Source organism: Streptomyces sp. NPDC053665, from assembly GCF_055585285.1.
Genome location: NZ_JBVJKK010000008.1, coordinates 321,879 through 347,113 on the forward strand (window position 1 = coordinate 321,879; position 25,235 = coordinate 347,113).

Consider the following 25,235-nt stretch of genomic DNA (forward strand, 5'->3'; position numbering starts at 1 on the left):
CTCGGCCCCTCCGCGGACTAGGGGCGCAGGGCGCGCACCAGGAGGTCGGCGAGGTGGTCGGCGACCTCCTGGGGGCTGAGCGGGCCGTCCGGGCGGTACCAGGTCGACAGGTGGTGGACCGAGCCGAAGTGGTAGTCCACGACCAGGTCCGCCGGGGTCGCCCGGGAGAAGACGCCGGCCTCCTGGCCCTCCTCGACGAGCGCGCGGAAGCGCTCGTGGTACCGGCGGCGCTCCGCCCGCACCTGCTTGTTCTTCTCGGGGCTCAGGTGGTGCATCGACCGCCAGAAGATCATCGCGTCGTCGAGGTTGTCGATGGTCGTCACGACGACGTCCGCCGCCGCGGCGCGCAGCCGCTTCTCGACCGGCTCGTCGGCGCCCGCCACGGCGTCCAGCCGCTCCTGCTGGATGCGCAGCACGCGCGCGTACACCTCGTGCAGCAGGTCGTCCTTGGAGCCGAAGTAGTGGTAGAGCGCGCCCTTGGTGACACCGGCCGCCTCGACGATCTCCTGCACCGAGGTGCGGTCGTAGCCCTGCTCCGCGAAGAGCCGGGTGGCGGCGGCCAGGAGCCGCTGAGGGACGGGAGTGCCGTCCGAGTCCGTGGTCCTGGGCACTGCCGCCACCTGCCTTTCCGTTCTGCTGTCAGTTGCCGTGCGTGCGGGAACGCAGTTCCCGACGGAGGATCTTCCCACTGGCCGTCTTCGGCAAGTCCGGCAGGATCTCCACCTGGCGCGGATATTTGTAGGCGGCCAGTCTCTCCTTGCAGTAGGCGGCGAGCGCGTCCGGGTCCGCCGCGGCGTCCGGGCGCAGGCTGATGTACGCCTTGACGGTCTCCCCGCGGTACCCGTCGGGGACGCCGACGACCGCCGCCTCCCGCACGGCGGGGTGGGTGTAGAGGACGTCCTCGACCTCGCGCGGCCACACCTTGAAGCCGGACGCGTTGATCATGTCCTTCTTGCGGTCCACGACGTACAGCCAGCCCTGCTCGTCCATGAAGCCGATGTCGCCGGTGCGCAGTTCGCCGCCGGGGAAGGTGTCGGCGGTGGCGTCGGGGCGGCGCCAGTAGCCGGGCACGACCTGGGGGCCGCCGACGACGATCTCGCCCTGTTCGCCGAAGGGGACCTCCTCGCCGTGGTCGTCGACGATCCTCACGACCGTGTCGGGGCCGGGCAGGCCCACGGCGAGGGTGCCGGAGACGGGATCGACGGGTGCCTCGAGGCCCGGCGGCACGGAGGCGCAGGGGGCGGTGCACTCGGTCAACCCGTAGCCGTTGCGGATGTACGGGCCGAAGCCGGCCCGGAACTTCTCCACCAGGGCGGGCGGCAGCGGGGCCCCGCCGGAGGAGATCACCCGGAAGGAGGAGAAGTGGTCGCGGGTGGCGGAGGGGTGGGCGGCCAGGGCCATGAAGGCCGTGGAGGGACCGACGGTGTAGTGCGGGCGGTGCTCGGCGAACGCGTCGAGCACGACGCCCGCCTCGAAGCGGTAGGCCAGCACGAGCGTGCCCCCGCTGGTCAGGCACGCGCCCAGCTGGCAGACCATGCCGGTGATGTGGAACAGCGGCGCCAGCGCGAAGTAGACCGGCCGCTGCGGGAGCCCGAGGCCGGTCCGCTGCCGCTCGGCGTTGTACATGATGTTGCGGTGGGTGTTGGTGGCGCCCTTGGGGGTGCCGCTGGTGCCGGAGGTGTAGCTGATCAGCGCGATGCCGGAGGGCTCCGGATCGCGGTCGCCGGGCGCCTTGTGACCGGCCCGCGCCACGGCCGCCAGGTCGTCGGCGTCCGGGGCCTGCGGCAGGCGCTCGAAGGTGAGCACGCGGGCGTCGCCGCGCGTCTGGAAGTCCCGTTCGCACGCCGTGAGCACGATCCGCACGGGCGAGTCCGCCGCCGTGTCGCGCAGGTACCCCTCCCAGGCGCGGTCGGAGCAGATCAGCGCGGCCACCTCGCCGTCCCGCAGGACGTGCCCGACCTCGCCCGACTTGTACATGGGGTTGACGGGCACGACGACCGCGCCCGCCTTCCAGGCGCCGAGCACGGCGAGCACGAAGAGCGGGGAGTTCTGCAGGAGCACCGCGACCCGGTCGCCGCGTTCGAGGCCGCGCGCCGCGAGGTGCCCGGCGACGGAGTCGCTGAGCTCGTCGGCGTCCCGGTAGGTCAGGCGGCCGTCGAAGTAGGCCAGGAAGTCGCCGTCCGGCGTCTCGGCGACGGCCCGCCGCAGGGCGTGCACCAGGGAGTCGGCGGGGTCGATCGCCCCCTTCTGGGCCTCGCTGAGCAGGGCGAGCCAGGGCTTGGCGGCGTAGCGGGACGCGGTCACCGGGTCGCCTCCCACTGCTGCTGGATGCGGTTCATGCCGGACAGCCAGCGGTCGGGCTCACCGGCCCGGGCCTGGTAGTACCCGGCGACCTCGGGGTGCGGCAGGATCAGGAAGCGGTCCTCCTCGACGCCGCGCATCAGGGCGTCCGCCACCGCCTCCGGTTCGATCGCGGTCGGCTGGAGCACCAGGTCGCCCGCGCTGCCGGTGGCGGCCAGCATGTCGGTGCGCACCCCCTGCGGGCAGATGGCGTGCACCTTCACGCCCCGGTGCCGGTAGGTGAGCGCCAGCCACTCGGCGAAGGCGAGCGCCCCGTGCTTGGTGACGGCGTAGGGGGCGGCGCCGATCATGGTGAGCAGTCCGGCGGCGGACACGGTGGAGACGAACCGGCCGCTCCCGCGCTCCAGCCAGTCCGGCAGCAGGGCGTGGGCGGCGCGGACGTGGGCCATGACGTTCACGTCCCAGGAGGCGGCCCACGCCGTCTCGTCCAGCGGCCCGTCCGCCTGCCCGCCCCCGAAGGCGACACCGGCGTTGGCGCAGTAGACGTCCACGGTCCCGTCGAGGGCGTCCCGGGCGTCGGCGACGATCGCCGAGGCGTCGCCGGCCACGGCCGTCCCGCCGATCTCCTCCGCGACGCGCTTGGCCCGCTCGGCGTCCAGGTCGTTGACGACGACCCGGGCCCCCTCGGCGGCGAAGCGCCGGGCGAGCGCGGCTCCGATCCCGCCGCCGGCTCCCGTGACAACTACCCCGGCCCCTTGAAAGGCTCCCACTGTCGGTCTCCTCGATCGCGGAACGGCAATGGCGTCAGACTAACCGGTCGGTATGTACCTGGGAAGAGGCCACCGCACCGCCCGCCGTACACCGCAGAGTGCCGGCCGCGGGGTCGGGCGCGGGGCCGACCGTGTGGCGCCGGGCGCGGTGCCGGTCGTGCGGCTCCGGCCGCACGGTGCCGGGCGCGGTTCCGGGCGCACTGTGCCGGGCGCACTGTGCCGGGCGCATGGAGCCGGGCGCACGGTGCCGGGCGCGGTGCCGGCCGCACGGAGCCTGCCGTGCGGCGCCGGGCGCACGATGCCGGCCGCACGGTGCCGGTCGCGGGGCCGACCGCACGGAGCCGGGCGCGGGGCCGACCGCACGGAGCCGGGCGCGGCGCCGGTCGCACGGAGCCTGCCGCGGTACCGGCCGCACGGAGCCTGCCCCGGTACCGGCCGCACGGAGCCTGCCCCGGTACCGGCCGCACGGAGCCTGCCCCGGTACCGGCCGCACTGTGCCGGCCTCGGGGCCGGGCGCACTGTGCCGGGCGCGGTGCCGGCCGTGCGGCGCCGGGTGCAGTGCCGGCCGCGGCGTCGCCCGGCGGCTCGAGCGGCCGCGCCCCGCGGCACGACCCGGCCGCATCCGGTCCGCGGCCTCCCCACGGCCCGCCGGAGGACATACCGTGCCCATGCCGACCGTCCCCACCCCAGGAGGTCCCGCATGCGCCCTTCCAGACGAGCCGTCATCACCACGGCCACGGCGGCGGCGGCCGTCGCCGCCGCGCCCCACCCGGCGGCGGCCCGGCCCCGCCGCCCCCTGCGCACCGGCTTCGAGCGCCTGGCGCGGGACGGTTACGCCCTGCTCGACGGCCAGAAGGTGGGCGTGGTCACCAACCCGACCGGCATCACCCGCGACGCCCGCCACATCGTCGACGTCATGCACGCCGACGACCGTGTCCGGCTCACCGCGGTCTTCGGCCCCGAGCACGGTTTCCGGGGCACCGCGCAGGCGGGCGGCTCCGAGGGCCGCTACGACGACCCGGCCACCGGACTGCCCGTGTACGACACGTACCTCAAGAGCGGCCGCCCGCTCGCGGACGTCTTCACCGCCTCCGGCGTCGACACGGTCGTCTTCGACATCCAGGACGTCGGTGCCCGCTTCTACACCTACATCTGGACGCTGTACGACTGCATGGAGGCCGCGCGGCTCGCCGGCAAGCGGTTCGTCGTCCTGGACCGGCCCAACCCGGTCACCGGCCGGGCGGCTCTGGGTCCCGTGCTGCACAAGGAGTTCGCGACCTTCGTCGGCCGGCAGCCCATCGCCCAGGCGCACGGCATGACCGTCGCGGAGCTGGCCCGGCTGTTCAACGGCGAGTTCCTCACCGACCCCGTGCCGCTGGAGACCGTCACCATGTCGGGCTGGGACCGCTCCGACTTCTACGACGCCTCGGGGCTGCCGTGGGTGCCGCCGAGCCCGAACATGCCGACGCCGGAGACGGCCCTGGTGTACTCGGGCACGTGCCTGTTCGAGGGCACCAACCTGTCGGAGGGGCGCGGCACGACCCGCCCGTTCGAACTGCTGGGCGCCGAGGGCGTCGACCGGCACTGGGCCGCGGCGGCGAACGAACTCGCCCTGCCGGGGGTCCGGTTCAGGGAGGCCTGGTTCGCGCCCACCTTCTCCAAGTTCCAGGGCAGGACGATCGGCGGGGTGCAGGTCCACGTCCACGACCGGGCGGCCTTCGACCCCGTGCGCACCGGCATCGGGCTGCTCGTGACCGCCAAGCGGACCTGGAGCGGCTTCGCCTGGCGCCCCGACAACTGGATCGACAAGCTCACCGGGACCACGCGCGTGCGCACGATGATCGACGCGGGCGCCGGCACGGACGAGGTCGTGGCGGGCTGGCGGGCCGACCTGGCCGCGTTCCGCAGGGTGCGGCGCGCGTACCTGCTGTACCGCTGAGCCACGGGCGGCGGGCCCGGGGCCGGGCCCGCCGCCCGCCGTGCCTCACCGGTGCGAGGTGAACTCCACGACCTGCTGGTAGGTCGGCCGGTTCTGCCAGCCGATCGTCGGGTGCTTGATGCCGCCCAGGGTGCGGTGGTTGATCGAGTCGGCGCACCACTGGTCGCCCGCCGCGCACACCTCGTCGCCCGGGTAGACCTGGGCCGGGGTCGCCGCGGCGGCCTGCTTCAGGGTGGCGAGGAGGGTGTCCCGGCAGGCGCCGAGGCTGCCGCCGCCGCAGTAGGACCGGGCCAGGGGCCCCTTCACCTCCTCGCCGAGCACGGCCCGCAGGTCCTTGTCGACGTAGCTCCACCAGCCGTACTGGAAGGAGCTGCCCGCGTGCGATCCGGTCGGGCCGTGCGCGGCCGACGGTGCTTCGTCGACGGGCAGGTTCGCCGTCATCGCCGCGTACAGCTTCGTGCCGAGGCCCGGTTCGAACTCGGCCCGGACCAGCAGCGGCCACCAGGCGTCCAGGATGCGGATCGCGTCGGCGTCGGCGTACTTCCGCGAACCTGCCGAGGTCTCCGTGCGCTTGCCGCCGGCGGCGGTCCAGGCCTGGAGCCTGCCCACGGCGGCCGCGGCGGCCGGGTCGGTGACCGGCGCGCTGGTCACGACCTTCAGCAGCCGGGGCAGCACGTCCTCGGCCCGCAGGTCGGCCAGGCCCGCGTCGGCCATGGCGCGCACGAGGGACGCCCGGGTCACCCCGCCCTGCCGGACCAGCTGCTCCACCCGGTCGTCGAGGAGGTTGCCGCGGTGCACGGACCCGTTGCCCCAGGGCGCCGCGGTGTAGTCCTTGGCCTGCTTGTTGTTCCAGGACACGTAGTAGTCCTGGTCGACGGAGCGGGGGTGCGCGGAGGGCGGGGTGTAGTCGGCGGTGTTGGCCGCCGGGTCCCAGCCGCGCCACTCGTGGGCGGGCCGCGCCCACGCGGGGAACTCGGGGTCCACGCCGGCCGCGCGCACCGGGTTGTCGCCGCTGTTGTAGTACGCGGTGTGCTCGGAGTCGGCGTAGAACCAGTTGAAGGTGTAGTTGATGTGCTGCACCGCCTGCTGGAAGGACTCGGGGCCGCGGACGTGGCCGGGGTCGTTGAGCATCTGGAAGCCGATGATGGAGTCGGCCTCGTGCAGGTAGGAGGAGCGCAGGGTGGTGTAGGCGACCTTCTTCCCGCCCACCGTGGCGCGGTACTCGACGGGCCCGTACTTCGTGCGCCACACCCGCATCGTGTACAAGCCGGCGGCGGTGCCGTCGGCGACGGTGGGCTTCCAGGCGTTCTTCTGCTCGACCTTCTCCATCGGCGTGCAGGTGCCGCGGTAGAGGTAGTGGTGGTCGTCCTGGCAGAGCTCGACGGCGTAGGTGTCGATGATGTCCTGGCCGGAGGTGGTGGCGCTCCAGGCGTAGTCCTGGCCGCGGCCGAGTTCGACGTACATGCTCAGGCCCGCGAAGGAGGCGCCGCGGGCGCTGATGCCGGGACCCTGGATCTCCTGGAGCAGCAGCAGCTGCGGGGCGAAGTAGCCGGTCTGCGGCCCGAAGACGGCGACGGGGTGCCCGCTCGCGGTGTGCTTCCCGCTGACCACCAGGGCGTTGGACATGCCGCGGCGGGCGGAGGACAGGGCGGTGGCGGCCGCTTCCTTCGAGGCGCCGGTGGCTCCGGATCCGGCGGCGCTGCCGGTGCGGTCGTACACGAGCGGCTCGGGCCGCACCGAGCCGGGGTCCGGCAGGGCCGCGCCCTGCGGGTCCTTCGGCCGGGTCGCGTACGGGAAGCTGCCGTCGTGGACGGTGAGCACGGCCTCCGGGTCGTTGCGCTGCCGGAAGGACTCCCAGACCTCGGTGCCCTCGACCACGCCGTACTTCTCCTGCGCGGCGAGCAGGGACAGGGCGTTGTTCACCTCGCCGCCCCCGCCGGACCCGAACAGGGCGCCGACCACGGAAGCGAGCGCGACCAGGTCGGTGATCTCGAAGTGCTCTATCTCCCCCGCGTTGGTGATCGAGTCCTTGTGCCCGGTCAGTACGTACTCACCAGGGAACCAGCGTCCGCTGTCGGAGGCGTCGATGTAGGCGTTGATGCCGTCGAGGTAGGCGTCGGCGTCGGCGCGCGCCTGCCTGCCGCGTTCGCCGTTGCGGGCGACCGCGTTGTCGATCTGCGCCTGCAGATCGGCCTCGGTGTACGGGGCGTGCCGCCAGAACTGCTGCTCGAGGCCCTGGTTGGAGGGGGCACCGCCCGCGAAGGAGGTCAGTTGTCCGCGTCCGACGTGCCGGAAGACGTCCATGAGCCACAGCCGGTCCTGGGCGGCCGCGTAGCCGGCTCCGAACTCGGTGCCGTAGCGCGTGGTGCCGGTGATGTGCGGCACACCGGTCTTCTTGTCGCGGACGATCGTCACGTCGTCGCGCCCGGCGGGCCGGACGGTGGAGGCGACCTGGCCGGCGGGCACGCCGAAGGACGCGTCGTTGAAGAAGGCGCTGATCTTCTCGTCGGTGAGTCCGCCGTAGCCCTTGGCGAGGGCGGCATAGGGCGCGAGCTGGTCCTCGGCGTGCTCCGGCTGGGTGCCGAAGGCCTGGTTGAGGAGGATCTGGGCGAGGGTGGCGTTGCCGTTCTGGCCGGGCGGAAGGATGTCCGAACACCGCGAGCCGCAGTGGTCGTTCACTTCGGCCGCGGCCGGGGTGGTTCCTGTTTCCGATGCGGCCGCCGGGGCAAACGGCGACAAAAGACCTGCGATCAGGGCGCATACGGAAGCCGTCTTCAGGAACCCGGGGATCGCGCCGGGAGTTCTCAGTCTGTGGGGAGCGGTGCGTGGGACACGCCGTGGCATGGGGGCTCCTCCCGTGGGGGTGGGCGGGATGTTACCGCCGGTATCCCCTCGGCAGAAGATGAACAAGCGTCACTTCCCGGTGACGGCACGACAGACGCACGGACCACGGCAGTCGACCGGCGAACCCTTCGGACCGCTCACGGAGGGCATTCGAGATCGGATGGAGCCGAATCGCTTGTCGATACGTCTACTCGGCGACGTCCGTACGACGACGCCGAAGTGACCGATATACAGGTGCAGGTGTGACGGAGGTGCAGGACGATGGCCGGTTTCCGGAGTCTGGCGAGACAGGTCCGCGATCCGCGGTGCGATCTGGCCTTGCGGCGCTACTCGCTGCGCAAGTGCCTCGAGAGGTTCGCCCCTTACGGGCACAGGGCCACCTGGGACCATCTGTGCTCCCGGGCGGGTTTCGGCCCCGAGGACCGCTCTCCCGACCCGGTGCGGCTCGTGGCCGCGCTGGAGGAACTGGAGGAGGCGCGGGCGGTCTGGCTGGCCTACGAGGTCGATTTCGCCGAGCGCCGCAGGAAGGAGAAGCACGACGGGCTGCGCAGGCCCGGCAGTGTGGACGACTGGCACCGGATGACCTGGGGCGGCTTCGGTGTGGCGTGGTGCGACGATCCGGCGGTCCATCCCCGTGAACCGCTGGCCGAGGTGCTGCGCCGGCTGATCGCCGCGCTGGAGCGCGAGCCGGGCGCCGAGTGCCCGGTCTGTGACGGGCGGCACCTCTCGTGGAGGTACGGCCTGGACCACGAGCCCTCGTCGGGGCCGGTCTGCGCGGACTGCGGGATCCTGGTGCCGCGTCCCGTGCTCACGCCCGAGGCCCTGGCGGACGCCGAGCGGGTGAGGCTGCTGGTGTCGGCCTGACGGATGCGGGTGCGCGGGGGGTGCGCCGGGGATGCCGCACCCCCACTTCGCCGGCGGGGTCCGGCTGTCGGTGGCGGCTGGCACCATCGGCACATGGTGCAGGTATGTCTGAACGGGCCGCGGAGCGCGGCCGACGGTGCGGCGGTGCCGCTGACGCCCGAGGCGATGGCCGCGTCGGCCGCCGACGCCGTGGCGGCCGGGGCCACGGACGTCCATGTCCACCCCAAGTCCCCCTGCGGGCGGGACTCGCTGTCCCCGGGGGTGCTGGCGCTGACCCTCCCGGCGATCCGCGCCCGGGTGGCGGTCCCGGTGGGGGTGACCACGGGCGCGTGGGCCGAGCCCGACCCGGCCGCCCGGCTCGACCGGATCCGCGGCTGGACGGCGCTGCCCGACCACGCCTCGGTGAACTGGCACGAGCCGGGGGCGGAGGAGATCGCCGCGGCGCTGATCGACCGCGGGGTCGGCGTGGAGGCCGGCATCTGGTCGGGCACGGACGCGGCCCGCCGTTTCGCGTCCTCGCCCCTCGGCCCGAAAGTGCTGAGGGTCCTGGCCGAGGTGACGGACCCGGACCCGTCGACCGCCGCGGCCTCGGCCCGGGCCCTCCTGAGCGACCTGGGCGCCGCGCACGGCCGGCCCGTCCTGCTGCACGGGGAGGACGGGGGCGCCTGGCCGGTGTTGCGACTCGCGGGGCGCCTGGGCCTGGCGACCCGCATCGGCCTGGAGGACGCCCTGCACCTGCCGGACGGCCGACCGGCCCGCTCCAACGCCGAGTTGGTGACGGCGGGGCTGCGGGAGTACGCGGGGCGCACACCCTGAGCCGGGGCGCCCCGGGTGCCGAGCGTGGGAGTGGGCGACCGACGACAACGCCGCAGAGGGGCGTGCCGGGCCACGCGACGCCGGAATGATCCCGACGACAGGCCCTAGGCGTCGCCCGGCTTCCGCTCGGCCATCAGCCGGGATCCCGCGCGGCGTTCGCCGAAGACGTCCCCCGGGTTGGACAGGACGCAGGTGTCCAGGGACAGGCAGCCGCAGCCGATGCAGTCCGTCAGATGGTCCCGCAGCCGGTTCAGCTGCTTGATGCGCTCGTCCAGCTCCGAGCGCCACGCCTCGGACAGGCGCGCCCAGTCCTCCCGCGTCGGCGTGCGCTCCTCGGGAAGCTGCGCCAGCGCCTCGCGGATCGTCGCCAGCGGGATGCCGACCCGCTGGGCGGCGCGGATGAACGCGACCCGGCGCAGGGTGTCCCGCGTGTACCGGCGCTGGTTGCCCGCGGTCCGGCGACTGCCGATCAGGCCCTTGGACTCGTAGAAGTGCAGTGCGGACACCGCGGCTCCGCTGCGCGCGGAGAGCTGGCCGACGGTGAGTTCATGGATCTTCTCTGAAATCTGCGGCACCCCTCGAACCCTACCGAGTCCGTTGACACGGCCCGCCCGGCCGACCATGCTAAGCAGTCGCTTAGGCATACGGTACTGAGCGACCGCGCGGACCCCGTACACGAGAGGCCTGGACGACATGGCAGAGCCGAGGATCTTCACGTCCGTCGACGAGCTGAAGTCGGCGGTGAGTGAACAACTGGGCCACACCGACTGGCTCGACATCGACCAGAAGCGGATCGACCTGTTCGCCGAGGCGACCGGTGACCACCAGTGGATCCATGTCGACCCCGAGAAGGCCGCCGCGGGCCCCTTCGGCACCACCATCGCGCACGGCTACCTGACCCTGTCGCTGCTGCCCCTCTTCGGCCCGCAGCTGATCGCCGTCGAAGGCGTGAAGATGGGCGTCAACTACGGGACGAACAAGGTCCGTTTCCCCGCCCCCGTGCCCGTCGGCTCCCGGCTGCGCGCCACCGCGCAGATCACCGGTGTCGAGGACGTGCCGGGCGGCGTGCAGGTGTCCGTCGCGTTCACCGTGGAGCGCGAGGGCGGCGACAAGCCCGTCTGCGTCGCCGAGTCGGTCTCGCGCTACTACGTCTGAGCGTCCGCCCCGGCGCCCGCCGGCCGGGCGGAACCGGCAGCACCCACCATCCGCAGGACGAGGTCGGCGTACAGCTCGCCGACCTCCTCCGGCGTGCGGGGCCCGCCGACGTTGAACCAGCGGGCCACGTCGATGCACAGCGACAGCACGGCCAGCGTCGTCCCGTGCACGTCGACGACGTCGAACTCGCCGGAGCGCGCGCCCTCCTCGATGATGCCGCGGATCTCCGCGTCGACCAGCCGGCGCAGGCCGAGGATCTCGGCGCGGGCGTCCGGCCCGAGGGAGTCCAGTTCGTACTGCACAACCCGCGCGGTCGTCCGGCCGCCCGCGTGCCAGCGGACGAAGGAGCTGACCGCGTCGGCGAGGCGCTCGGTCGGGCCGCCCTCGCGCCGCGAGGCGGTGCGCAGGATCTCCAGGGCCTTCTCGTGGCCGATCCTGCTGATGCGGTGCAGCAGCTCTTCCTTGGTCTTGTAGTGGATGTAGAGCGCCGCGGGGCTCATCCCGGCCCGGCCCGCGATGTCACGGGTGGTCGTCGCGTGGTACCCCCGCTCGGCGAAGGCCTCCACCGCGGCGATCAGCAGCCGCCGCGCCGCGTCGGGCGTGACCTCGCCCCACGCCTGCGCCTCGCCGCCGGCCGTCTCCTCCGCCGTACTCATCACTCGCCCCTCTCCACCGACAGGGGCACCACCATACCGCCGAAGGTGAGCGGGCGCTTAGTGCGGCCGCTCAGCGCTTCTCGAACGGCGCGTAGGACGGCCCGGCCGGCGGACCCTCCTGCCGGTCACGGATGACCTTGGCCAAGGTGAAGGAGGAGGTGACGAGGTACAGGACGGCGATGGCGAGGAAGCCGCGCACCCAGGCGTCGGCGCTCAGCCGGTAGATGCCGACCGCGGTGGCCGCCATGGCGACGGCGAAGGAGGCGACGGCCTGGCCGTAGAAGGCGGCCGTGTTCTGCTGCTTGCCCGGTGTCTCACTCATGCGGACAGCGTGCGCGCGCCATGGCCCGCGCCGCATCCGCCGCCGTACTCAGGTGCGCTACTCAGAACGCCGAGACGCCCGTCAGGGCCCGCCCGATGACCAGCTTCTGGATCTGGCTGGTGCCCTCGTAGAGGGTCATCACCCGGGCGTCGCGCAGCAGCTTGCCCGCCGGGTACTCGTCGATGTAGCCGTACCCGCCGAAGACCTGCAGGGCGTTGTTCGCGGCGCGCACGGCGGCCTCGGAGGCGAACAGCTTGGCCTTGGAGGACTCGACGGCGAACGGCTGCCCCCGGTCGACGAGGTCGGCGACCCGCCAGGTCAGCAGCCGGGCGGCGTCCACGTCCACCGCGATGTCGCTGATCAGCTCCTGCACCAGCTGGTGGCGGGCGATGGACTTGCCGAACTGCTCGCGCTCGCCGGCGTACCGGACGGCGGCGTCCAGGGCGGCCTGGGCGATGCCGACGCATCCGGCGGCCACCGACATCCGGCCCTTGGCGAGGGCGGACATGGCGACGGAGAACCCCTTGCCCTCCTCCCCCAGCAGGGCGGAGGCCGGCACGCGCACGTCCTCCAGGACGAGTTCGGCGGTGGCCTGGCCGCGCAGCCCGAGCTTGCCGTGGATGGTGCGCCGGGTCAGCCCCGGGGTGTCCGCCGGGACGAGGAAGGCGGAGACGCCCTTGTGGCCGGGGGCGTCGGTGGAGCGGGCGAAGAGCAGCACGACGTCGGCCCAGGTGCCGTTGGTGATGAACATCTTGGTGCCGTTGATGACGTAGTCGCCGCCGTCGCGCACGGCCCGGGTGCGCAGGCTGCCCGCGTCGGAGCCGGTGCCGGGCTCGGTCAGGCCGAAGCAGCCGACCGTCTCGCCGGAGGTGAGCCCGGGCAGCCAGCGCCGCTTCTGCTCCTCGGTGCCCCAGGCGGCGACGGTCTTGGCGACCAGCCCCAGCGAGACGGAGACGATGCCGCGCACGGACGAGTCGCCCCGGCCCAGTTCCTCGGTGACGAGGCAGTAGGCGAGGTGGTCACCGCCGCTGCCGCCGTGCTCCTCGTCGATCGTCAGACCCAGGAACCCGACCTCGCCGAGTTTCTTGACGATCGACCGGTCGACCTCCTCGGCGCGGTCCCAGGCGACGACGTTCGGGGCGATCTCCCGCTCCACGAAGTCCCGCGCGAGCTGCCGTACCGCGCTCTGCTCCTCGCTGAGCTCCAGGTTCACCACGCGTCACCCCACTCGAAAGCTGCACACTTAAATTAGCACTGCTAGTTTCTGTCGGCAGCCCTACTATGTGCGCCATGGCCCGACCGCGCAAGCCCCTGCTCAGCACCGACCGGATCGTCGAGACGGCCCGGGCGCTCGTGGACGCGGAGGGTCTCGCGGCCGTCTCCACCCGGCGGCTCGCCGCCGAACTGGGGGTCAGCGGCCCGTCCCTGTACAACCACTTCCGCACCAAGGACGAGATCCTGGAGGCGGTCGCCGACTCCGTGAGCGGCCAGGTGGACCTGTCGATGTTCGACGACGGCCGGGACTGGCGGGCCGCGCTGCACGACTGGGCCGTGTCCTACCGGGCCGCCCTGCGCGACCACCCCAACATCGTCCCGGTCCTGGCCCGCGGCCCCGGCCGCCGCCCGGCCGGGCTGCGCCTGGCGGACGCCGTCTACGGCGCGATGGTCGAGGCGGGCTGGCCCCCGGCCCAGGCCACCTCCATCGGCGCGCTGATGCGGTACTTCGTGATGGGCTCGGCGCTCGGCTCCTTCGCCGGGGGCTTCGTCGACGACGCCAGCGCCTACGACCCGGCCGACTACCCGCACCTGCAGCAGGCCCACCGCCTCGCGGAACAGCAGGAGAAGATCGACGAGCGCGCGTTCGAGACCGGGCTGACGGCCCTGCTGGACGGCTTGGCGGGCCAGTACGAGCGGGTCCGCGGCAGCGCGTAGGACGGTCCGGGCGACACTTCGGCGCCGGCCGAACGGTCCGTGCGCGATGCTGGTGGCATGACCACGAGGGATCCCCAGGCCACGGCGCTGGCACGGCTCGCCGCGCTGTTCGCGGACGAGACGCGGGCCGCGTGCCTGCTCGCGCTGCTGGACGGCCGGGCGTGGACCGCGGGTGAACTGGCCCGGCACGCCGGGGTCGCCGCGTCGACGCTGAGCGAGCATCTGGGCCGGCTGGTGGCGGGTGGGCTGCTCACCGAGGAGCGCCAGGGCCGCCACCGTTACGTACGGCTGGCCGACGCGCGGACCGCGCAGCTGGTGGAGGACCTGGCCGCGCAGGTCTCCCCGGGCCCGGCCGCCCGGCCGCGCAGCCTGCGCGAGTCGAGTGCCGGTTCGGCGATGGCCCGGGGCCGCACCTGCTACGACCACCTCGCCGGGCGGCTCGGGATCGCCGTCACCGACGCCCTGACGCGGCGCGGGCTGCTGCGGCAGGACACCGGCTTCGCGCTCACCGAGGCGGGACTGGCCTGGTTCGCGTCGGCCGGGATCGTCCTCGCGGCGCACGGCCGCCGACCGCTGGCCCGGTCCTGCCTGGACTGGACCGAACGCCGGCCCCATCTGGCGGGCGTGGCGGGCGCGGCCCTGTGCCGGCACGCCCTGGACGCCGGGTGGTGCGTGCGGATCGGCTCCGAGCGGGCCGTGAAGGTGACGGCGGACGGCGAGCGGGCCCTGTCCGACCTGCTGGGCGTGGAACCCGCCGAGCTGCGCTAGAAGTGTCCGCGTCGCCCCTCACCCGAGGGACCCCGGTCCCAAGAGGCCCGGCATGCGCCTTGGCCGCCCCGTCCGAAATCCGCGAGCGCTGCACCGCGGTCCCCTCCTAGCCTCAGGAGCATGATGAACGTCTCCTCATCCCGTCCCGCCCGCAGGGCCGAGCTTCTGGCCGCCGGGGCGGCCGCGGTCACCGTGGTGCTGTGGGCGTCGGCCTTCGTGTCCATCCGCAGCGCGGGTGACGCGTACTCGCCGGGTGCCCTGGCGCTGGGGCGGCTGCTGGCCGGGGCGCTCACGCTGGGCGTGATCTGCCTGCTGCGGCGGGAGACGTGGCCGCCGCGCTCCGCCTGGCGCGGGATCGCGATATCCGGCGTGCTCTGGTTCGGCTTCTACATGGTCGCCCTCAACTGGGGCGAGCAGCAGGTCGACGCCGGGACGGCCGCCCTGGTGGTGAACACCGGGCCCATCCTGATCGCGCTGCTGGGCTCGCGGCTGCTCGGCGATCCGATGCCGCCGCGGCTGCTGGCGGGCATGGGGGTGTCGTTCGCCGGTGCGGTCACCGTGGGGCTGTCGATGTCCGGTGAGGGCGGCTCCTCGGTTCTGGGCGTGGTGCTGTGCCTCCTCGCGGCGATCGCCTACGCCGGCGGGGTCGTGGCGCAGAAGCCGGCGCTGGGTACGGCGAGCCCGCTCCAGGTGACGACGTTCGGCTGCCTGGTCGGGGCGGTGGTGTGCCTGCCGTTCGCGGGGCAGCTCGTGCAGGAGGCCGCCCACGCACCCGCGTCCGCGACGCTCAACATGGTGTACCTGGGCGTCTTCCCGACCGCCCTGGCGTTCACGACGTGGGCCTACGCCCTGTCCCGGACGACCGCGAGCCGGATGGGCGCGACGACGTACGCGGCGCCCGCGCTGGTCGTGCTGATGTCCTGGCTGTTCCTCGGCGAGGTGCCCGGGCTGCTGACGCTGGCCGGCGGTGTGCTGTGCCTGGCGGGGGTGGCGGTGTCGCGGTCGCGGGCGCGCTCGGGCGGGGCGAAGGCTCCGGGAGCGGCCGGGGAGCCTTCGCCCGAGCGGGCCCCGGACTCAGCCCGCTGAGCCGTCCACGGGTCCGGCCGCGGACGGCTCAGCGGGTCCGTCCGCGGGCTCCGGCTCCCCCGACCGCGCCCGGCCCGCGAGCACCTTGATGGAGAGCAGAGCGATCACCGAGAGGGCGATGATGTAGCCCGACACGGCCATCGAGGTGCCGGTCGCCTCCAGCAGCAGCACCATGACGAAGGGGGCCAGCCCGCCGCCCGCGACGGCCGCGATCTGGTAGCCGAGGGAGGCGCCGGTGTAGCGCATCTCGGGCGTGAACAGCTCGGCGAACAGGGCGGCCTGGGGCCCGTACATGACGCTGAGGAAGCAGCTGGCGACGAAGGTGCCGACCGCGAGCCACAGCAGCGAGCCGGTGTCGATCAGCAGGAACAGCGGGACCGCCCACACGGCGATGCCGGCCGCGCCGAGGGCGTAGATCCGGATGCGGCCGATGCGGTCGGAGAGCGCGGCGGCGGCCGGGATCAGCACGAGCTGGGTGAGGCTGACGCAGAGCGAGACGGTCAGCACCGGGCCCTTGGCCATGTCCAGTTCGCGGGTGGTGTAGTCGAGAACGCCGGTGATGAGGATGTAGAACGTCGCGGTGTTCACCGCGAAGGAGCCCCCGGCCAGCAGGACGGTGCCGAGGTGGCCGCGCAGGATCGTGCGCAGCGGTGAGCTCTGCTCGGTCCTCTCCTTCTCGGCGAGCGCCTTCTCGGCCTGCCGGAACGCCGGGGTCTCCTCGACGCGGGTGTGGATGTACCAGGCGAGGCCGAGCACCAGCAGGCCGACCAGGAACGGCACGCGCCAGCCCCAGGCGGTGAACGCCGAGTCGGTGGTGAGCGCGCCGGCCAGCAGGAAGACGGTGTTGGCGGTGACCACTCCGATGGGCACGCCGAGCTGGACGACGCTGCCGTAGACGCCCCGCTTGCCCTGCGGGGCGTACTCGGTGGCCAGGAGCATGGCGCCGCCCCACTGCGCGCCGACGGCGACGCCCTGGGCGACGCGGAGCAGCACGAGCAGGACCGGGGCGGCGACGCCGATGGTGTCGTACGTCGGCAGCAGGCCGATGGCGGTGGTGGACACGCCCATGAGGGTGAGCGCGAGGACGAGCATCGGCTTGCGGCCGCGCTTGTCGCCGAGGTGGCCGGCCACGATGCCGCCGAGCGGCCGGGCGAGGAAGCCGACGGCGAAGGTGGCGAACGAGGCGAGGACGCCGGCGGTGGAGCTGCCGGCGGGGAAGTAGAGATCGCCGAGGACGAGGGCGGCGGCGATGCCGAAGACGAAGTAGTCGTACCACTCGACGGCCGAGGCGAGCGCCGCGGCGGTGGCCACGCGGCGGCGGTGGCCGGCGGGGGGTGCGGTGGCGGTGGCGGGTCGAGCGGAAGGTGCCGTGTCCATGTGGTGCACGCTCCGGGGGGTGCGGGGAGGGACGGGGGGTGCGGGAACGGAACGGGGGGTGGCGCGGGTTCCGGGGAACGTACTGACCGGACGGTATGTGCGTCAACGGGTCGTGCACCGGGACTTCTCGCCGGTACGTGGCCGTCGCGGTGTGCGGGCACGGCGAAGGCCCCGGTCCCGTGGGAGACCGGGGCGCGGGGGCGTGCGGGCTAGAAGACGACCAGGGCGCGGCCGCCCTTGCCCGCCAGCATGTTCTCGAAGGCGGCCGGGATGCCGTCGAGGGAGATGCGCTCCGTCACCAGGGCGGAGAGGTCCAGGCGGCCCGCCCGGACGTGCTCGGCGAGCACGGGCAGGTCCCGGGCGGGGTCGCAGTTGCCGTAGACGCAGCCGGAGAGGGTGCGGCCCCAGTGGAAGATCTCCAGGGCGTTGAAGGTCACCTGCTGGTCCTTGCCGCCGATGCCGACGACGGTGGTCCGGCCGCCGCGGCGGGTGGAGTCCCAGGCCGTGCGGATGGTGACCGCGCGTCCGGCGCACTCGACGGCCACGTCGACGCCCTGTTTGCCGGTCAGACCGCGGATCTCGCGGGCGGTGGTGTCGGAGGCGACGAGGTAGTCGGTGGCACCGGCCGCGCGGGCCAGGTCCTCCTTCGCCGGGGAGACGTCCACGGCGACGATCTTCGAGGCGCCCGCGATCCGGGCCGCCTGGATCGCCGCGAGCCCCACTCCCCCGACCCCGAACACCGCGACCGTCTCGCCGGCGCCCACCCGGGCGGAGTGGTGGACGGCGCCGTAGCCGGTGAGGACCGCGCAGCCGAGGAGGGCGGCGTCGGCGAGCGGGATGCCGTCCGGGGCGGTCAGGACGCAGTCGGCGGGGACGACGGTCTCCTCGGCGAACGCGGCGACGTTCAGGCCCGGGTGGAGGTCGGTGCCCTCGGACGTGCGCGCGTGGACGCGGGCGGCGCCGTTCAGCGCGTTGGCGCACAGCCAGACCTCGCCCAGGGAGCAGGCGTGGCAGGAGCCGCAGGACGGGGCCCAGTTGAGGACGACCCCGTCGCCGGGGGCGAGGTGGGTGACGCCCTCGCCGACGGCGACGACCGTGCCGGCGCCCTCGTGCCCGAGGACGGCCGGGACGGGCAGGCGCATGGTGCCGTTGGACAGGGACAGGTCGGAGTGGCAGACCCCGGCGGCAGCGAGCCGGACCCGGACCTGCCCGGGTCCGGGGTCGGGCAGTTCGATGCCGGTGATCTCCAGCGGGGAGCCCACGGCGGGCAGAACGGCGGCGCGGACGGCCATGGCGGAAGGACTCCCCTGACTAGAACTGGAGGGACTTGGTCTGGAGGTACTCGGCCAGGCCGTGGACGCCGAGTTCGCGGCCCACCCCGGACTGCTTGTAGCCGCCGAAGGGGGCGAGGGGGTTGAAGCGGCCGCCGTTGATGTCGACCTGGCCGGTCTCCATCCGGCGTGCGAAGGCCACCGCCTCGGCCTCCTCCCCGGCCCAGACGGCCCCGGCCAGGCCGTAGACCGTGCCGTTGGCGATGCGCAGGGCGTCCTCCTCGTCCTCGTAGGCGAGGATCGACAGGACCGGGCCGAAGATCTCCTCCTGTGCGATGGTCATGCCCTCGGTGACGTCGGCGAAGACGGTCGGGCTGACGAAGTAGCCGGTCTCGCGCGGCGCTTCGGGGCCGCCGGCGACCAGGCGGGCGCCCTCGGCGACGCCCTTCTCGATGTAGCCGCGCACCCGGTCGCGCTGCTTGGCGTTGACGACCGGGCCGATGCGCTCGCCGTACTTGGCGGCGGCCGTCGCGGCGAGCTCCACCGCCTCGTCGTAGCGCTCGCGGTGGACCAGCATCCGCGTCCAGGCGCTGCACGTCTGCCCGGAGTTGGACATGACGTTGGCGACGCCGACGTTGACGGCCTTGGCCAGGTCGGCGCTCGGCAGGATGACGTTGGCGGACTTGCCGCCGAGTTCGAGGGCGACCTTCTTGACCTGCCCGGCGGCGATCGCGGCGATGCGGCGGCCGACGGCGGTGGATCCCGTGAAGGAGACCAGGTCGACACCGGGGTGCTCGGCGAGTGCCTGGCCGGCGACCGGGCCGAGGCCGGTGACCAGGTTGAAGACGCCCGCCGGGACCCCGGCCTCGTGCACGGCGTCGGCGAAGAGGCGGGCGACCAGCGGGGTGTCCTCGGCCGGCTTCACCACGACCGTGCAGCCGGCGGCGAGGGCCGGGGCGACCTTGGCGACGATCTGGTGCAGCGGATAGTTCCAGGGGGTGATCGCGGCCACGACGCCGATCGGCTCGTGGTGCACGACCGAGTTGCCGGTCTTCTCCTCGAAGGAGTACGTCGCCGCCAGCTCGGCGTAGGAGCCCGCGACCGCGATCGGCACGGCCGCGTGGACGGCCTGGGAGAACTTCAGCGGCGAGCCGAGCTCGGCCGTGACGGTCTCGGCGATCTCGTCGGCCCGGGCCGCGAGCACGTCCCGCAGCGCGGACAGCCGTGCCGCGCGCTCGGCGGGCGGGGTGGCGGCCCAGGCCGGCAGGGCCGCGCGGGCGGCCCGGACGGCGGCGTCGACGTCCTCGGCGGTGCCGGCCGGGACCGTGCCGACGACCTGCTCGTCGACCGGGTTCACGACCTCGATCACGTCCTGGCCGGCGGCCGGGCGCCAGGCACCCCCGATGTACATGCCGTCGTATGCCTTCATCGCGCTTCCTCCGGGGCGGGGCGTCGTCGTCCGGTACATAAACTAGCGACGATAGTTTTCCGGCGCCAGACATCCCCGGGTTCGGCTCGTCACAACACGCCCGGGGCCCCGCCCGGGTGTACCGCCGCTCACTCCTCCAGGTCGGGCAGGCGCGCCGGATCGGGGCAGATGCGGTCGCCGTGCTGGTCGAAGACGAACAGGTGGGCGAGGTCGACGAGGAGCGGCACCTGCATGCCGTGGCGCAGGGCGAGGTCCGGTGTCGTCCGCACGATCAGGTCGCCGGGCAGGCGGGCCTCGGCGGATTCCTGTCCCGCTCCGGTGTCCCGGGGGTCCTCCAGGTCGACCACGGGCCCCGCGCGTCCGGCCAGGGCCCGCTCCCGCAGCCGGGTCAGCACCGAGACCTCGCGGCGGCGGCGCCGCACCTGACGGCCGGGGCGCGGGCGCGGTGCCTCCAGGTCGGGCACGACGGCGGGGCTGGAGCCGGTGTCGAAGTGCACCAGGATCTCGTGCCCCTGGAACTCCACGTGCTCGACCAGCCCGGTCAGGGGGACCTCGCCGGGCCGGGCCGCACTGTGCTTGGCGATCCGCACGGCTTCCGAGCGCAGGCCCACGATGACCTCGCGGCCCTGCTGCACGCGCAGCAACTGGTGGTCCAGGGACAGCGGTTCGGGCAGGCGCAGGAACTGCTTGCCCAGGCTGATGGTCATCGCCCCGTCCAGCGGTGCGCGCACCAGGCCGCGCAGCAGGTTGATGCGCGGGGTGCCGATGAACGCGGCGACGAAGATGTTGTTGGGCAGGGCGTAGACCTGCCTGGGCGTGCCGATCTGCTGGAGGACCCCGCCGCGCAGCACGGCGACCCGGTCGCCGAGCGACATCGCCTCGGACTGGTCGTGGGTCACGTACACCGTGGTGACACCCAGCTCCTGGGTCAGCCGGAAGATCTCCGCGCGCAGGTGGGTGCGGAGCTTGGCGTCGAGGTTGGACAGCGGCTCGTCCATGAGGAAGGCCGAGGGGTGGCGGGAGATGGCCCGGCCCATCGCGACCCGCTGGCGCTCCCCGCCGGACAACTGCCCGGGCAGGCGGTCGAGGAGGTCCTCGATGCCCAGCATGCGGGCGGTGGCGTCCACCCGGGCGCGGTGGTCGACGCCCGGGGCCTCGATGCGCAGCGGGAAGCCGATGTTGTCGCGGCTGGTCATGGTCGGGTACAGGGCGAAGTTCTGGAAGACCATCGCCATGTCCCGGCCGGAGGGCGGCAGGTCGTTGGCGTACTCGCCGTCGAGCAGCAGCATGCCCTCGTCGATCTCCTCCAGGCCGGCGATCATTCTGAGCACGGTCGACTTGCCGCAGCCGGAGGGGCCGAGCAGCACGAGGAACTCGCCCGGGGCGATGTCCAGCGACAGCCGGTCCACCACGCGGGCGCCGCGCGTGTAGGCCTTGCTGACGTCGTGCAGGGAGATGGCGCGTGTCATGAGGGGCCCCCGAGGGGTCGTCAGGGCGCTGGTGCTCCGCGGTCGGGAGCCCCGTACGGGTCGTACGGGGCTGTGGGTCACGGAAGTTAACGGAATGTGTGCGGCGGGGGGAAGACACCGGGCGGGATCGGGTGCTCCCGTCCATCTGGTGAGAAGGCGGACGGCCCGGTGCGGCCGGGCCGTCCCGGTCAGCGGACGGCGGTGAGGTGGGCGAAGACCACGACGTTCCCCGAGTAGCCCTTCCTGCGGTCGTAGCTGCCGCCGCAGGTGATCAGCCGCAGCTCGGGGCGTCCCCGCGCGCCGTACACCTCCTGGCTCGGGAAGTGCGCCTTCTCGTAGGACCTGACCCGGTCCACGGTGTAGACGGCGGTCCGGCCGTCGGCGCGGCGGACCTTCACGATCCGGCCCTTCCGCAGTTCGGGCAGCCCGGCGAACACGGCCGGGCCGCTGTCGGTGTCCAGGTGCCCGACGGCCACGGCCGTGCCCTGCCCGCCGGGTGCGGCGCCCTGCTCGTACCAGCCGACGAGTTTCGGGTCGTCGCCCGGCGGTGCGGTCAGCCGGTGCTCGCGGTCGAGCCCGAGGGACATCACCGGGGCGTCGGTCTGGAGGTAGGGGATGAGCAGCCGCGTGGCACGGGAGTACGGCAGCGGGCGCAGCGCGGGACGGGGCCGGGGTGTGCGGGCTGCGGCGGCGGGCGGGCGCGCCCGGGCGGAGCGGGCGGCTGCGGGCCCGTTGGGACGGGCCGGGTGGTCGTCGGCGCGGGACCCGGGGGTGGAGGGCCCGCGGCCCGGTGAGGTTGTGGCCCGCGCGCCGGGCGTGCGGGACGGCACCGCGGCGGGTTGGGAGCGCCGGGGCCCGGCCTTCGGGGCGGCCGGAGCCGCGGAACGCCGGGCGGGGGCCGCGGGGAGGGCTGCGGCGGAGCGGTCCGTGACCCCGGGGACGGCGGCCGTGCCGGTCCCGGAGCCGTGCGCGGGCGCGTCGGCGCCGGTTCCGGAACCGGCCCGAGGCGCGGCCGAGCCCGCCCGGGGGTCGGCCGGCGGACCGGCCGCGACGGCCGGGGCGGAGCCGGGCGGGAGGGCCGCGACCGTGTCCCCGGTGTCGCCGCCCCAGTCCAAGGACAACCCCATGAACAGCACCGACACCCCCACGACTACGGTCCGCGCCAGCCGGAAGGCCCGGGTCCGATACCAGGGCCGCCGCGCGCGGGGCCACCGCCCACCGGGGCCGGTGGGCCCCCCGTCGAAGCCGCCGGAACCGGAACCGGAACCGTGGCCGCCCCCGGAACGCTGCGGCCGCTCCGCCCCGGGGGCGGGCGCCCACCGCCCGGCCGGGCGGCCGCCGTGAGCGGCATCCCGACGCTCACCGACCGGCCGCCGGGCCCGGGGGTCGGCCCTCCCGACGCCCCCCGGGGCACGCGTGGCCCCGTACCGCCCTTGCGACACCGGCCCGGACCCACGCCACTCCTTGTGAACGGGGATGCCCCTACGCCCCTCGGCAGCCACGGAGCTGCGCCCGCGCCCCGCGTACGCCACGAGGCCGACGCCATGCCCCTCGTAGGCCACGAGCCCGGTGTCATTCCCCTCGGACGGCATGAGGCCGGTCCCTCGCCCTTCCGGAAGATCAGGGCCGCCGCCACGCCGCCCCGCCGACACGGAGTCGCCCCGACGCCACTCCGGCCGCGCGGGGCTGGTCCCGCGCCCCTCGGGCGGCAGGGAGCCGGTCCTACGTGGCTCCCGCAGCACGGGGTCGGTCATACGCCGCTCGGGCTCACGCCACCTCGCCGGGGCCGCGCCGGCTCCACGCCCCTCCGGTAGATCGGGGCGGGCCCCGCGCCGCCCCGCCGACGAGGGGCCGGTTCGACGCCGCTCCGACGGAACGGGCTCAGTCCGACGCTCCTCGGACGACATGAGGCCGGTCCCTCGCCCTTCCGGAAGATCAGGGCCGCCGCCACGCCGCCCCGCCGACACGGAGCCGCCCCGACACCACTCCGGCGGCACAGGACTGGTCCCACGCCCCTCGGGCGGCAGTGAGCCGGTCCTACGTTCCTGTGGGAGATCAAGGCGCCGTTCCGGCGGGACGCGGACGGTCCTGCGCCGCTCGGGCGGGAGGGGGCCGGGACCGCGCCGGCCCGCCGGCGCGGGGGCGGAACCGCGCCGCCCCGTCGGGGCCGGGCCGGGTTCCGGCCCGGTCCGGCCCCCACCCCGTTCCACCCGAGCGGAGCGATCCGCGGAGCCGGTCCTACGCGGCGCCATCGGGGCGGCGACGGAGCCGGAACCAGACCGTCCCGGCGACGGCGGCCAGGCCGACCGCCGCCGCGCCGGCCACCGGGGTGAAGGCCTCGCCGCGGGCGATGCCGCCACCGCCCGCCGGCGGGCCGCCGACCGGCGTCGTCGGCTTGGAGGTCGGGCAGTCGACCTTGAACACCTTGAACTTGCCCGCGCCGTTGGCCTGGTCGGTCAGCCAGGTCAGCTTGTACTGCCCGTTGGGCAGGTCGACGGCCTTGCTGCGGGCCCGCCCGGTCGGGTCGGCGGTGACCGTGCCGCTGCGGGTCGCCCCGCCGGGGACCTCGGGCTCGGTCTGGATGGTCCAGTTGACCCTCTCGCCGGCGTCGAAGTTGAACGCGGCGAGGTAGAAGTCGCAGACCTTCGGGTCGTTGCGCTGGTTGTCCGCGGTCGTCGTGGTGGCGTGGATCTTGACGTCTCCGTTGTCCCCCGGGATCGGAGCGGCGACGGCGGGCACCCCGCTCAGGGTGATCCCCGTGAGGGTGAGGGCGGCGAGGACGGCGGACCGGGTGCCGGCACGGCGCGCGAGGGGTACGACGGGCATGAAGATGCCTCCAAGTCAGATGATTTTCATACAAACACCGTCACCTGACTCTCTGTCACCTCACCGGCGATTCGCGTGCAGCCCCGCCCTGCGACACGTCAGATATCGCTCTTACGGCGCAGCGGCACCCTGCGCCGCCGGCCACGGGGCTCACTGCCCGGCTCCGCACCGAGCTCCCCGACGGGCTCCCCGCCGGGCTCCCCGCCGGGCTCCGCGTCCCCCGCCGCCCCACCTCGCGGTTCCCTCGGCGAGCGCACGGCGACCCCCGAGGACAGCAGCAACAGCACCCCGAGCATCACGAACGGCGCCGCCACGCCCGCGACGCCGGCGACGAGCCCGGCCGCGGCGGGGGCGGCGACCTGCCCGAGCCGGTTGCCGGTCAGCCGCAGCGCCAGGGCCGTGGACCGGGCGCCGTCGGGGGCGGCCTGGACGACCGTCGTCATGGACAGGGGCTGCCCGACACCCAGGCAGAAACCGAGCGCCACCAGCAGCAGGCCGAGCGCCCACACCGGTACCGGCAGGGCGATGCCCGCGCACAGCAGGGCCGCCAGCAGACACGTCACGGTGAGCAGCACGGTACGGCCCAGCAGCCGCAGCAGCGGCGTCAGCACCAGGCGGCAGGCGATGGTGGCCGCGGCGCGCAGGCTCAGCAGGACGCCGACCACGGAGGGCGCGATCCCCCGGTGCTCGCCCACCACCGGGAGGTAGGCGGTGAGGATGTCGGTCGCGGACAGCACGGCGAGGCTGATGAGGATGCCCGCCGGCACGCCCCGGGTGCGCAGGATGCGCCCGACCGGGACCCGCTCCCCCGAACCGCCGCGGGAGGCCGCGGCCGTACGGCGGTGCTCGATGCGCCACAGCGAGGTGAACGCGACGGCCGCGGTCGCGCCCGCCGCGATCAGGGCGAGGGCGCTGGTGGCGGCCATGTCCTCGCCGCCGATCAGGACGCCCGCGGCGATGGGGCCGACGAGCTGGCCGAGCGCGGCCCCGATGGTGAAGTGGCCGAAGTTGCGGTCCTGTTCGTGCGGCGCGGACTGGCGGGCGACGAGCGACTGGGCTCCGATGACGAAGCAGAGGTGCCCGAGGCCCATCACCCCGCTCCACAGGGCCATCGTCCCCAGCGAGCCGGCGACGCCGCTGAGCGCGCAGCCACCGGCGATCAGGACCACGCCGAACGGCAGCAGGGGCGCGCAGCGTCCGTGGTCGGTACGGCGGCCCAGGGGCACGGCGGCGAACAGGGGCAGCAGCGCGTAGACACCGGCGATCACGCCGACGGCCCGTTCGTCCGCACCGAGCGCGAGGGCCCGGTAGGAGACGGCGGGCCGGGCCATCGACACGGCCCCCTGCGCGAAGCCGAAGGCGATGACGAGGCGGAGCAGCCAGCCGCGGTTCCCACCGGGCCTCACGATG

22 protein-coding genes are annotated in these 25,235 nt (G+C 74.2%); 7 read left to right on the forward strand and 15 right to left on the reverse strand.

The window, feature by feature from the left end; translation table 11 throughout:
* Nucleotides 1-17: 17 nt before the first annotated feature.
* The 3 genes from ACZ6ZN_RS29535 to ACZ6ZN_RS29545 are packed head-to-tail and all read right to left on the reverse strand — an operon-like array spanning nt 18 to nt 3,071.
* On the reverse strand, nt 18-611 hold the full coding sequence (locus tag ACZ6ZN_RS29535; RefSeq protein ID WP_398110539.1) for a TetR/AcrR family transcriptional regulator: 594 nt from the start codon (nt 609-611) through the stop codon (nt 18-20).
* A 28-nt stretch (nt 612-639) separates the two neighbouring features.
* Nucleotides 640-2,304, reverse strand: a complete 1,665-nt coding sequence (locus ACZ6ZN_RS29540; RefSeq protein WP_469650897.1) for a class I adenylate-forming enzyme family protein — start codon at nt 2,302-2,304, stop codon at nt 640-642.
* Nucleotides 2,301-3,071 carry an SDR family oxidoreductase gene (locus ACZ6ZN_RS29545; RefSeq protein ID WP_469650900.1) on the reverse strand — a complete coding sequence of 257 codons (771 nt, stop codon included), beginning with the start codon at nt 3,069-3,071 and terminating at the stop codon, nt 2,301-2,303. The genes ACZ6ZN_RS29540 and ACZ6ZN_RS29545 overlap by 4 nt, the downstream gene beginning before the upstream one ends.
* A 700-nt stretch (nt 3,072-3,771) precedes the next feature.
* Between ACZ6ZN_RS29545 and ACZ6ZN_RS29550 the strand changes: the two genes are divergently transcribed.
* Nucleotides 3,772-5,010 (forward strand): exo-beta-N-acetylmuramidase NamZ family protein, encoded by a 1,239-nt coding sequence (locus ACZ6ZN_RS29550; protein ID WP_469650903.1) that lies wholly within the window; start codon nt 3,772-3,774, stop codon nt 5,008-5,010.
* A 45-nt stretch (nt 5,011-5,055) separates the two neighbouring features.
* Here ACZ6ZN_RS29550 and ACZ6ZN_RS29555 read toward each other — a convergent pair whose 3' ends face one another.
* Entirely contained in the window at nt 5,056-7,854 is a 2,799-nt protein-coding gene (locus ACZ6ZN_RS29555) for a penicillin acylase family protein (RefSeq protein ID WP_469650906.1), read from the reverse strand.
* A gap of 261 nt (nt 7,855-8,115) precedes the next feature.
* Between ACZ6ZN_RS29555 and ACZ6ZN_RS29560 the strand changes: the two genes are divergently transcribed.
* Together ACZ6ZN_RS29560 and ACZ6ZN_RS29565 are read left to right on the forward strand one after the other, a co-directional pair.
* On the forward strand, nt 8,116-8,718 hold the full coding sequence (locus tag ACZ6ZN_RS29560; RefSeq protein WP_398110534.1) for a hypothetical protein: 603 nt from the start codon (nt 8,116-8,118) through the stop codon (nt 8,716-8,718).
* 93 nt (nt 8,719-8,811) lie between these two features.
* Nucleotides 8,812-9,534: a 3-keto-5-aminohexanoate cleavage protein gene (locus ACZ6ZN_RS29565; protein ID WP_469650909.1), complete on the forward strand. Its 723-nt coding sequence runs from the start codon at nt 8,812-8,814 to the stop codon at nt 9,532-9,534.
* Between the two features lie 104 nt (nt 9,535-9,638).
* Here the strand turns inward: ACZ6ZN_RS29565 and soxR are convergent, their stop codons facing one another.
* A complete protein-coding gene (soxR, locus tag ACZ6ZN_RS29570) occupies nt 9,639-10,109 on the reverse strand; it encodes a redox-sensitive transcriptional activator SoxR (protein WP_398110532.1) in 471 nt (156 codons plus the stop codon).
* Between the two features lie 118 nt (nt 10,110-10,227).
* Here soxR and ACZ6ZN_RS29575 point away from each other — a divergent pair, with 118 nt between their 5' ends.
* Nucleotides 10,228-10,689 (forward strand): MaoC family dehydratase, encoded by a 462-nt coding sequence (locus tag ACZ6ZN_RS29575; RefSeq protein ID WP_469650911.1) that lies wholly within the window; start codon nt 10,228-10,230, stop codon nt 10,687-10,689.
* Here ACZ6ZN_RS29575 and ACZ6ZN_RS29580 read toward each other — a convergent pair.
* The 3 genes from ACZ6ZN_RS29580 to ACZ6ZN_RS29590 all read right to left on the reverse strand — a co-directional run bounded on the left by ACZ6ZN_RS29580 (nt 10,680) and on the right by ACZ6ZN_RS29590 (nt 12,880).
* On the reverse strand, nt 10,680-11,345 hold the full coding sequence (locus ACZ6ZN_RS29580; protein WP_398110530.1) for a TetR/AcrR family transcriptional regulator: 666 nt from the start codon (nt 11,343-11,345) through the stop codon (nt 10,680-10,682). The two genes, ACZ6ZN_RS29575 and ACZ6ZN_RS29580, sit on opposite strands and share 10 nt — an antisense overlap.
* 70 nt (nt 11,346-11,415) lie before the next feature.
* A complete protein-coding gene (locus tag ACZ6ZN_RS29585; protein ID WP_398110529.1) occupies nt 11,416-11,667 on the reverse strand; it encodes a YiaA/YiaB family inner membrane protein in 252 nt (83 codons plus the stop codon).
* 61 nt (nt 11,668-11,728) lie between these two features.
* Entirely contained in the window at nt 11,729-12,880 is a 1,152-nt protein-coding gene (locus ACZ6ZN_RS29590) for an acyl-CoA dehydrogenase family protein (protein ID WP_469651070.1), read from the reverse strand.
* Nucleotides 12,881-12,957: 77 nt separating this feature from the next.
* On the opposite strand from ACZ6ZN_RS29590, the gene ACZ6ZN_RS29595 reads away from it, so the two are divergent.
* The 3 genes from ACZ6ZN_RS29595 (at nt 12,958) to ACZ6ZN_RS29605 (ending at nt 15,453) form a co-directional block, all read left to right on the forward strand.
* Nucleotides 12,958-13,599 carry a TetR/AcrR family transcriptional regulator gene (locus ACZ6ZN_RS29595; RefSeq protein ID WP_398110528.1) on the forward strand — a complete coding sequence of 214 codons (642 nt, stop codon included), beginning with the start codon at nt 12,958-12,960 and terminating at the stop codon, nt 13,597-13,599.
* Nucleotides 13,600-13,656: 57 nt separating this feature from the next.
* Nucleotides 13,657-14,367: an ArsR/SmtB family transcription factor gene (locus ACZ6ZN_RS29600; protein WP_451877443.1), complete on the forward strand. Its 711-nt coding sequence runs from the start codon at nt 13,657-13,659 to the stop codon at nt 14,365-14,367.
* Between the two features lie 120 nt (nt 14,368-14,487).
* Entirely contained in the window at nt 14,488-15,453 is a 966-nt protein-coding gene (locus ACZ6ZN_RS29605; RefSeq protein WP_469650915.1) for a DMT family transporter, read from the forward strand.
* Here the strand turns inward: ACZ6ZN_RS29605 and ACZ6ZN_RS29610 are convergent.
* The 7 genes from ACZ6ZN_RS29610 to ACZ6ZN_RS29640 all read right to left on the reverse strand — a co-directional run bounded on the left by ACZ6ZN_RS29610 (nt 15,442) and on the right by ACZ6ZN_RS29640 (nt 25,231).
* Entirely contained in the window at nt 15,442-16,830 is a 1,389-nt protein-coding gene (locus ACZ6ZN_RS29610; protein WP_469650918.1) for an MFS transporter, read from the reverse strand. The genes ACZ6ZN_RS29605 and ACZ6ZN_RS29610 overlap by 12 nt on opposite strands.
* Nucleotides 16,831-17,039: 209 nt before the next feature.
* Nucleotides 17,040-18,122 carry a Zn-dependent alcohol dehydrogenase gene (locus ACZ6ZN_RS29615; protein WP_451877446.1) on the reverse strand — a complete coding sequence of 361 codons (1,083 nt, stop codon included), beginning with the start codon at nt 18,120-18,122 and terminating at the stop codon, nt 17,040-17,042.
* A gap of 19 nt (nt 18,123-18,141) precedes the next feature.
* Nucleotides 18,142-19,530 carry an aldehyde dehydrogenase family protein gene (locus ACZ6ZN_RS29620; protein WP_398110523.1) on the reverse strand — a complete coding sequence of 463 codons (1,389 nt, stop codon included), beginning with the start codon at nt 19,528-19,530 and terminating at the stop codon, nt 18,142-18,144.
* Nucleotides 19,531-19,658: 128 nt separating this feature from the next.
* A complete protein-coding gene (locus tag ACZ6ZN_RS29625; RefSeq protein ID WP_451877448.1) occupies nt 19,659-20,999 on the reverse strand; it encodes an ABC transporter ATP-binding protein in 1,341 nt (446 codons plus the stop codon).
* Between the two features lie 188 nt (nt 21,000-21,187).
* A complete protein-coding gene (locus tag ACZ6ZN_RS29630) occupies nt 21,188-22,126 on the reverse strand; it encodes a class F sortase (protein WP_469650922.1) in 939 nt (312 codons plus the stop codon).
* A 1,111-nt stretch (nt 22,127-23,237) separates the two neighbouring features.
* Nucleotides 23,238-23,825, reverse strand: coding sequence for a hypothetical protein (locus ACZ6ZN_RS29635; RefSeq protein WP_398110520.1), 588 nt, complete (start codon nt 23,823-23,825; stop codon nt 23,238-23,240).
* 98 nt (nt 23,826-23,923) lie between these two features.
* The gene (locus ACZ6ZN_RS29640; protein WP_469650925.1) at nt 23,924-25,231 is read right to left on the reverse strand and encodes an MFS transporter; all 1,308 of its coding nucleotides are present in this window, start codon (nt 25,229-25,231) and stop codon (nt 23,924-23,926) included.
* Nucleotides 25,232-25,235: the final 4 nt, after the last annotated feature.

What these genes read in the sequence shown, in the direction of transcription:
- ACZ6ZN_RS29550 (WP_469650903.1), top strand. Translation starts at nt 3,772, where the DNA reads ATGCGCCCTTCCAGACGAGCCGTCATCACCACGGCCACGGCGGCGGCG.
- ACZ6ZN_RS29555 (WP_469650906.1), bottom strand. Translation starts at nt 7,854, where the DNA reads ATGCCACGGCGTGTCCCACGCACCGCTCCCCACAGACTGAGAACTCCC.
- ACZ6ZN_RS29560 (WP_398110534.1), top strand. Translation starts at nt 8,116, where the DNA reads ATGGCCGGTTTCCGGAGTCTGGCGAGACAGGTCCGCGATCCGCGGTGC.
- ACZ6ZN_RS29565 (WP_469650909.1), top strand. Translation starts at nt 8,812, where the DNA reads ATGGTGCAGGTATGTCTGAACGGGCCGCGGAGCGCGGCCGACGGTGCG.
- ACZ6ZN_RS29575 (WP_469650911.1), top strand. Translation starts at nt 10,228, where the DNA reads ATGGCAGAGCCGAGGATCTTCACGTCCGTCGACGAGCTGAAGTCGGCG.
- ACZ6ZN_RS29580 (WP_398110530.1), bottom strand. Translation starts at nt 11,345, where the DNA reads ATGAGTACGGCGGAGGAGACGGCCGGCGGCGAGGCGCAGGCGTGGGGC.
- ACZ6ZN_RS29585 (WP_398110529.1), bottom strand. Translation starts at nt 11,667, where the DNA reads ATGAGTGAGACACCGGGCAAGCAGCAGAACACGGCCGCCTTCTACGGC.
- ACZ6ZN_RS29595 (WP_398110528.1), top strand. Translation starts at nt 12,958, where the DNA reads ATGGCCCGACCGCGCAAGCCCCTGCTCAGCACCGACCGGATCGTCGAG.
- ACZ6ZN_RS29600 (WP_451877443.1), top strand. Translation starts at nt 13,657, where the DNA reads ATGACCACGAGGGATCCCCAGGCCACGGCGCTGGCACGGCTCGCCGCG.
- ACZ6ZN_RS29605 (WP_469650915.1), top strand. Translation starts at nt 14,488, where the DNA reads ATGATGAACGTCTCCTCATCCCGTCCCGCCCGCAGGGCCGAGCTTCTG.
- ACZ6ZN_RS29610 (WP_469650918.1), bottom strand. Translation starts at nt 16,830, where the DNA reads ATGGACACGGCACCTTCCGCTCGACCCGCCACCGCCACCGCACCCCCC.
- ACZ6ZN_RS29615 (WP_451877446.1), bottom strand. Translation starts at nt 18,122, where the DNA reads ATGGCCGTCCGCGCCGCCGTTCTGCCCGCCGTGGGCTCCCCGCTGGAG.
- ACZ6ZN_RS29620 (WP_398110523.1), bottom strand. Translation starts at nt 19,530, where the DNA reads ATGAAGGCATACGACGGCATGTACATCGGGGGTGCCTGGCGCCCGGCC.
- ACZ6ZN_RS29625 (WP_451877448.1), bottom strand. Translation starts at nt 20,999, where the DNA reads ATGACACGCGCCATCTCCCTGCACGACGTCAGCAAGGCCTACACGCGC.
- ACZ6ZN_RS29630 (WP_469650922.1), bottom strand. Translation starts at nt 22,126, where the DNA reads ATGGGGTTGTCCTTGGACTGGGGCGGCGACACCGGGGACACGGTCGCG.
- ACZ6ZN_RS29635 (WP_398110520.1), bottom strand. Translation starts at nt 23,825, where the DNA reads ATGCCCGTCGTACCCCTCGCGCGCCGTGCCGGCACCCGGTCCGCCGTC.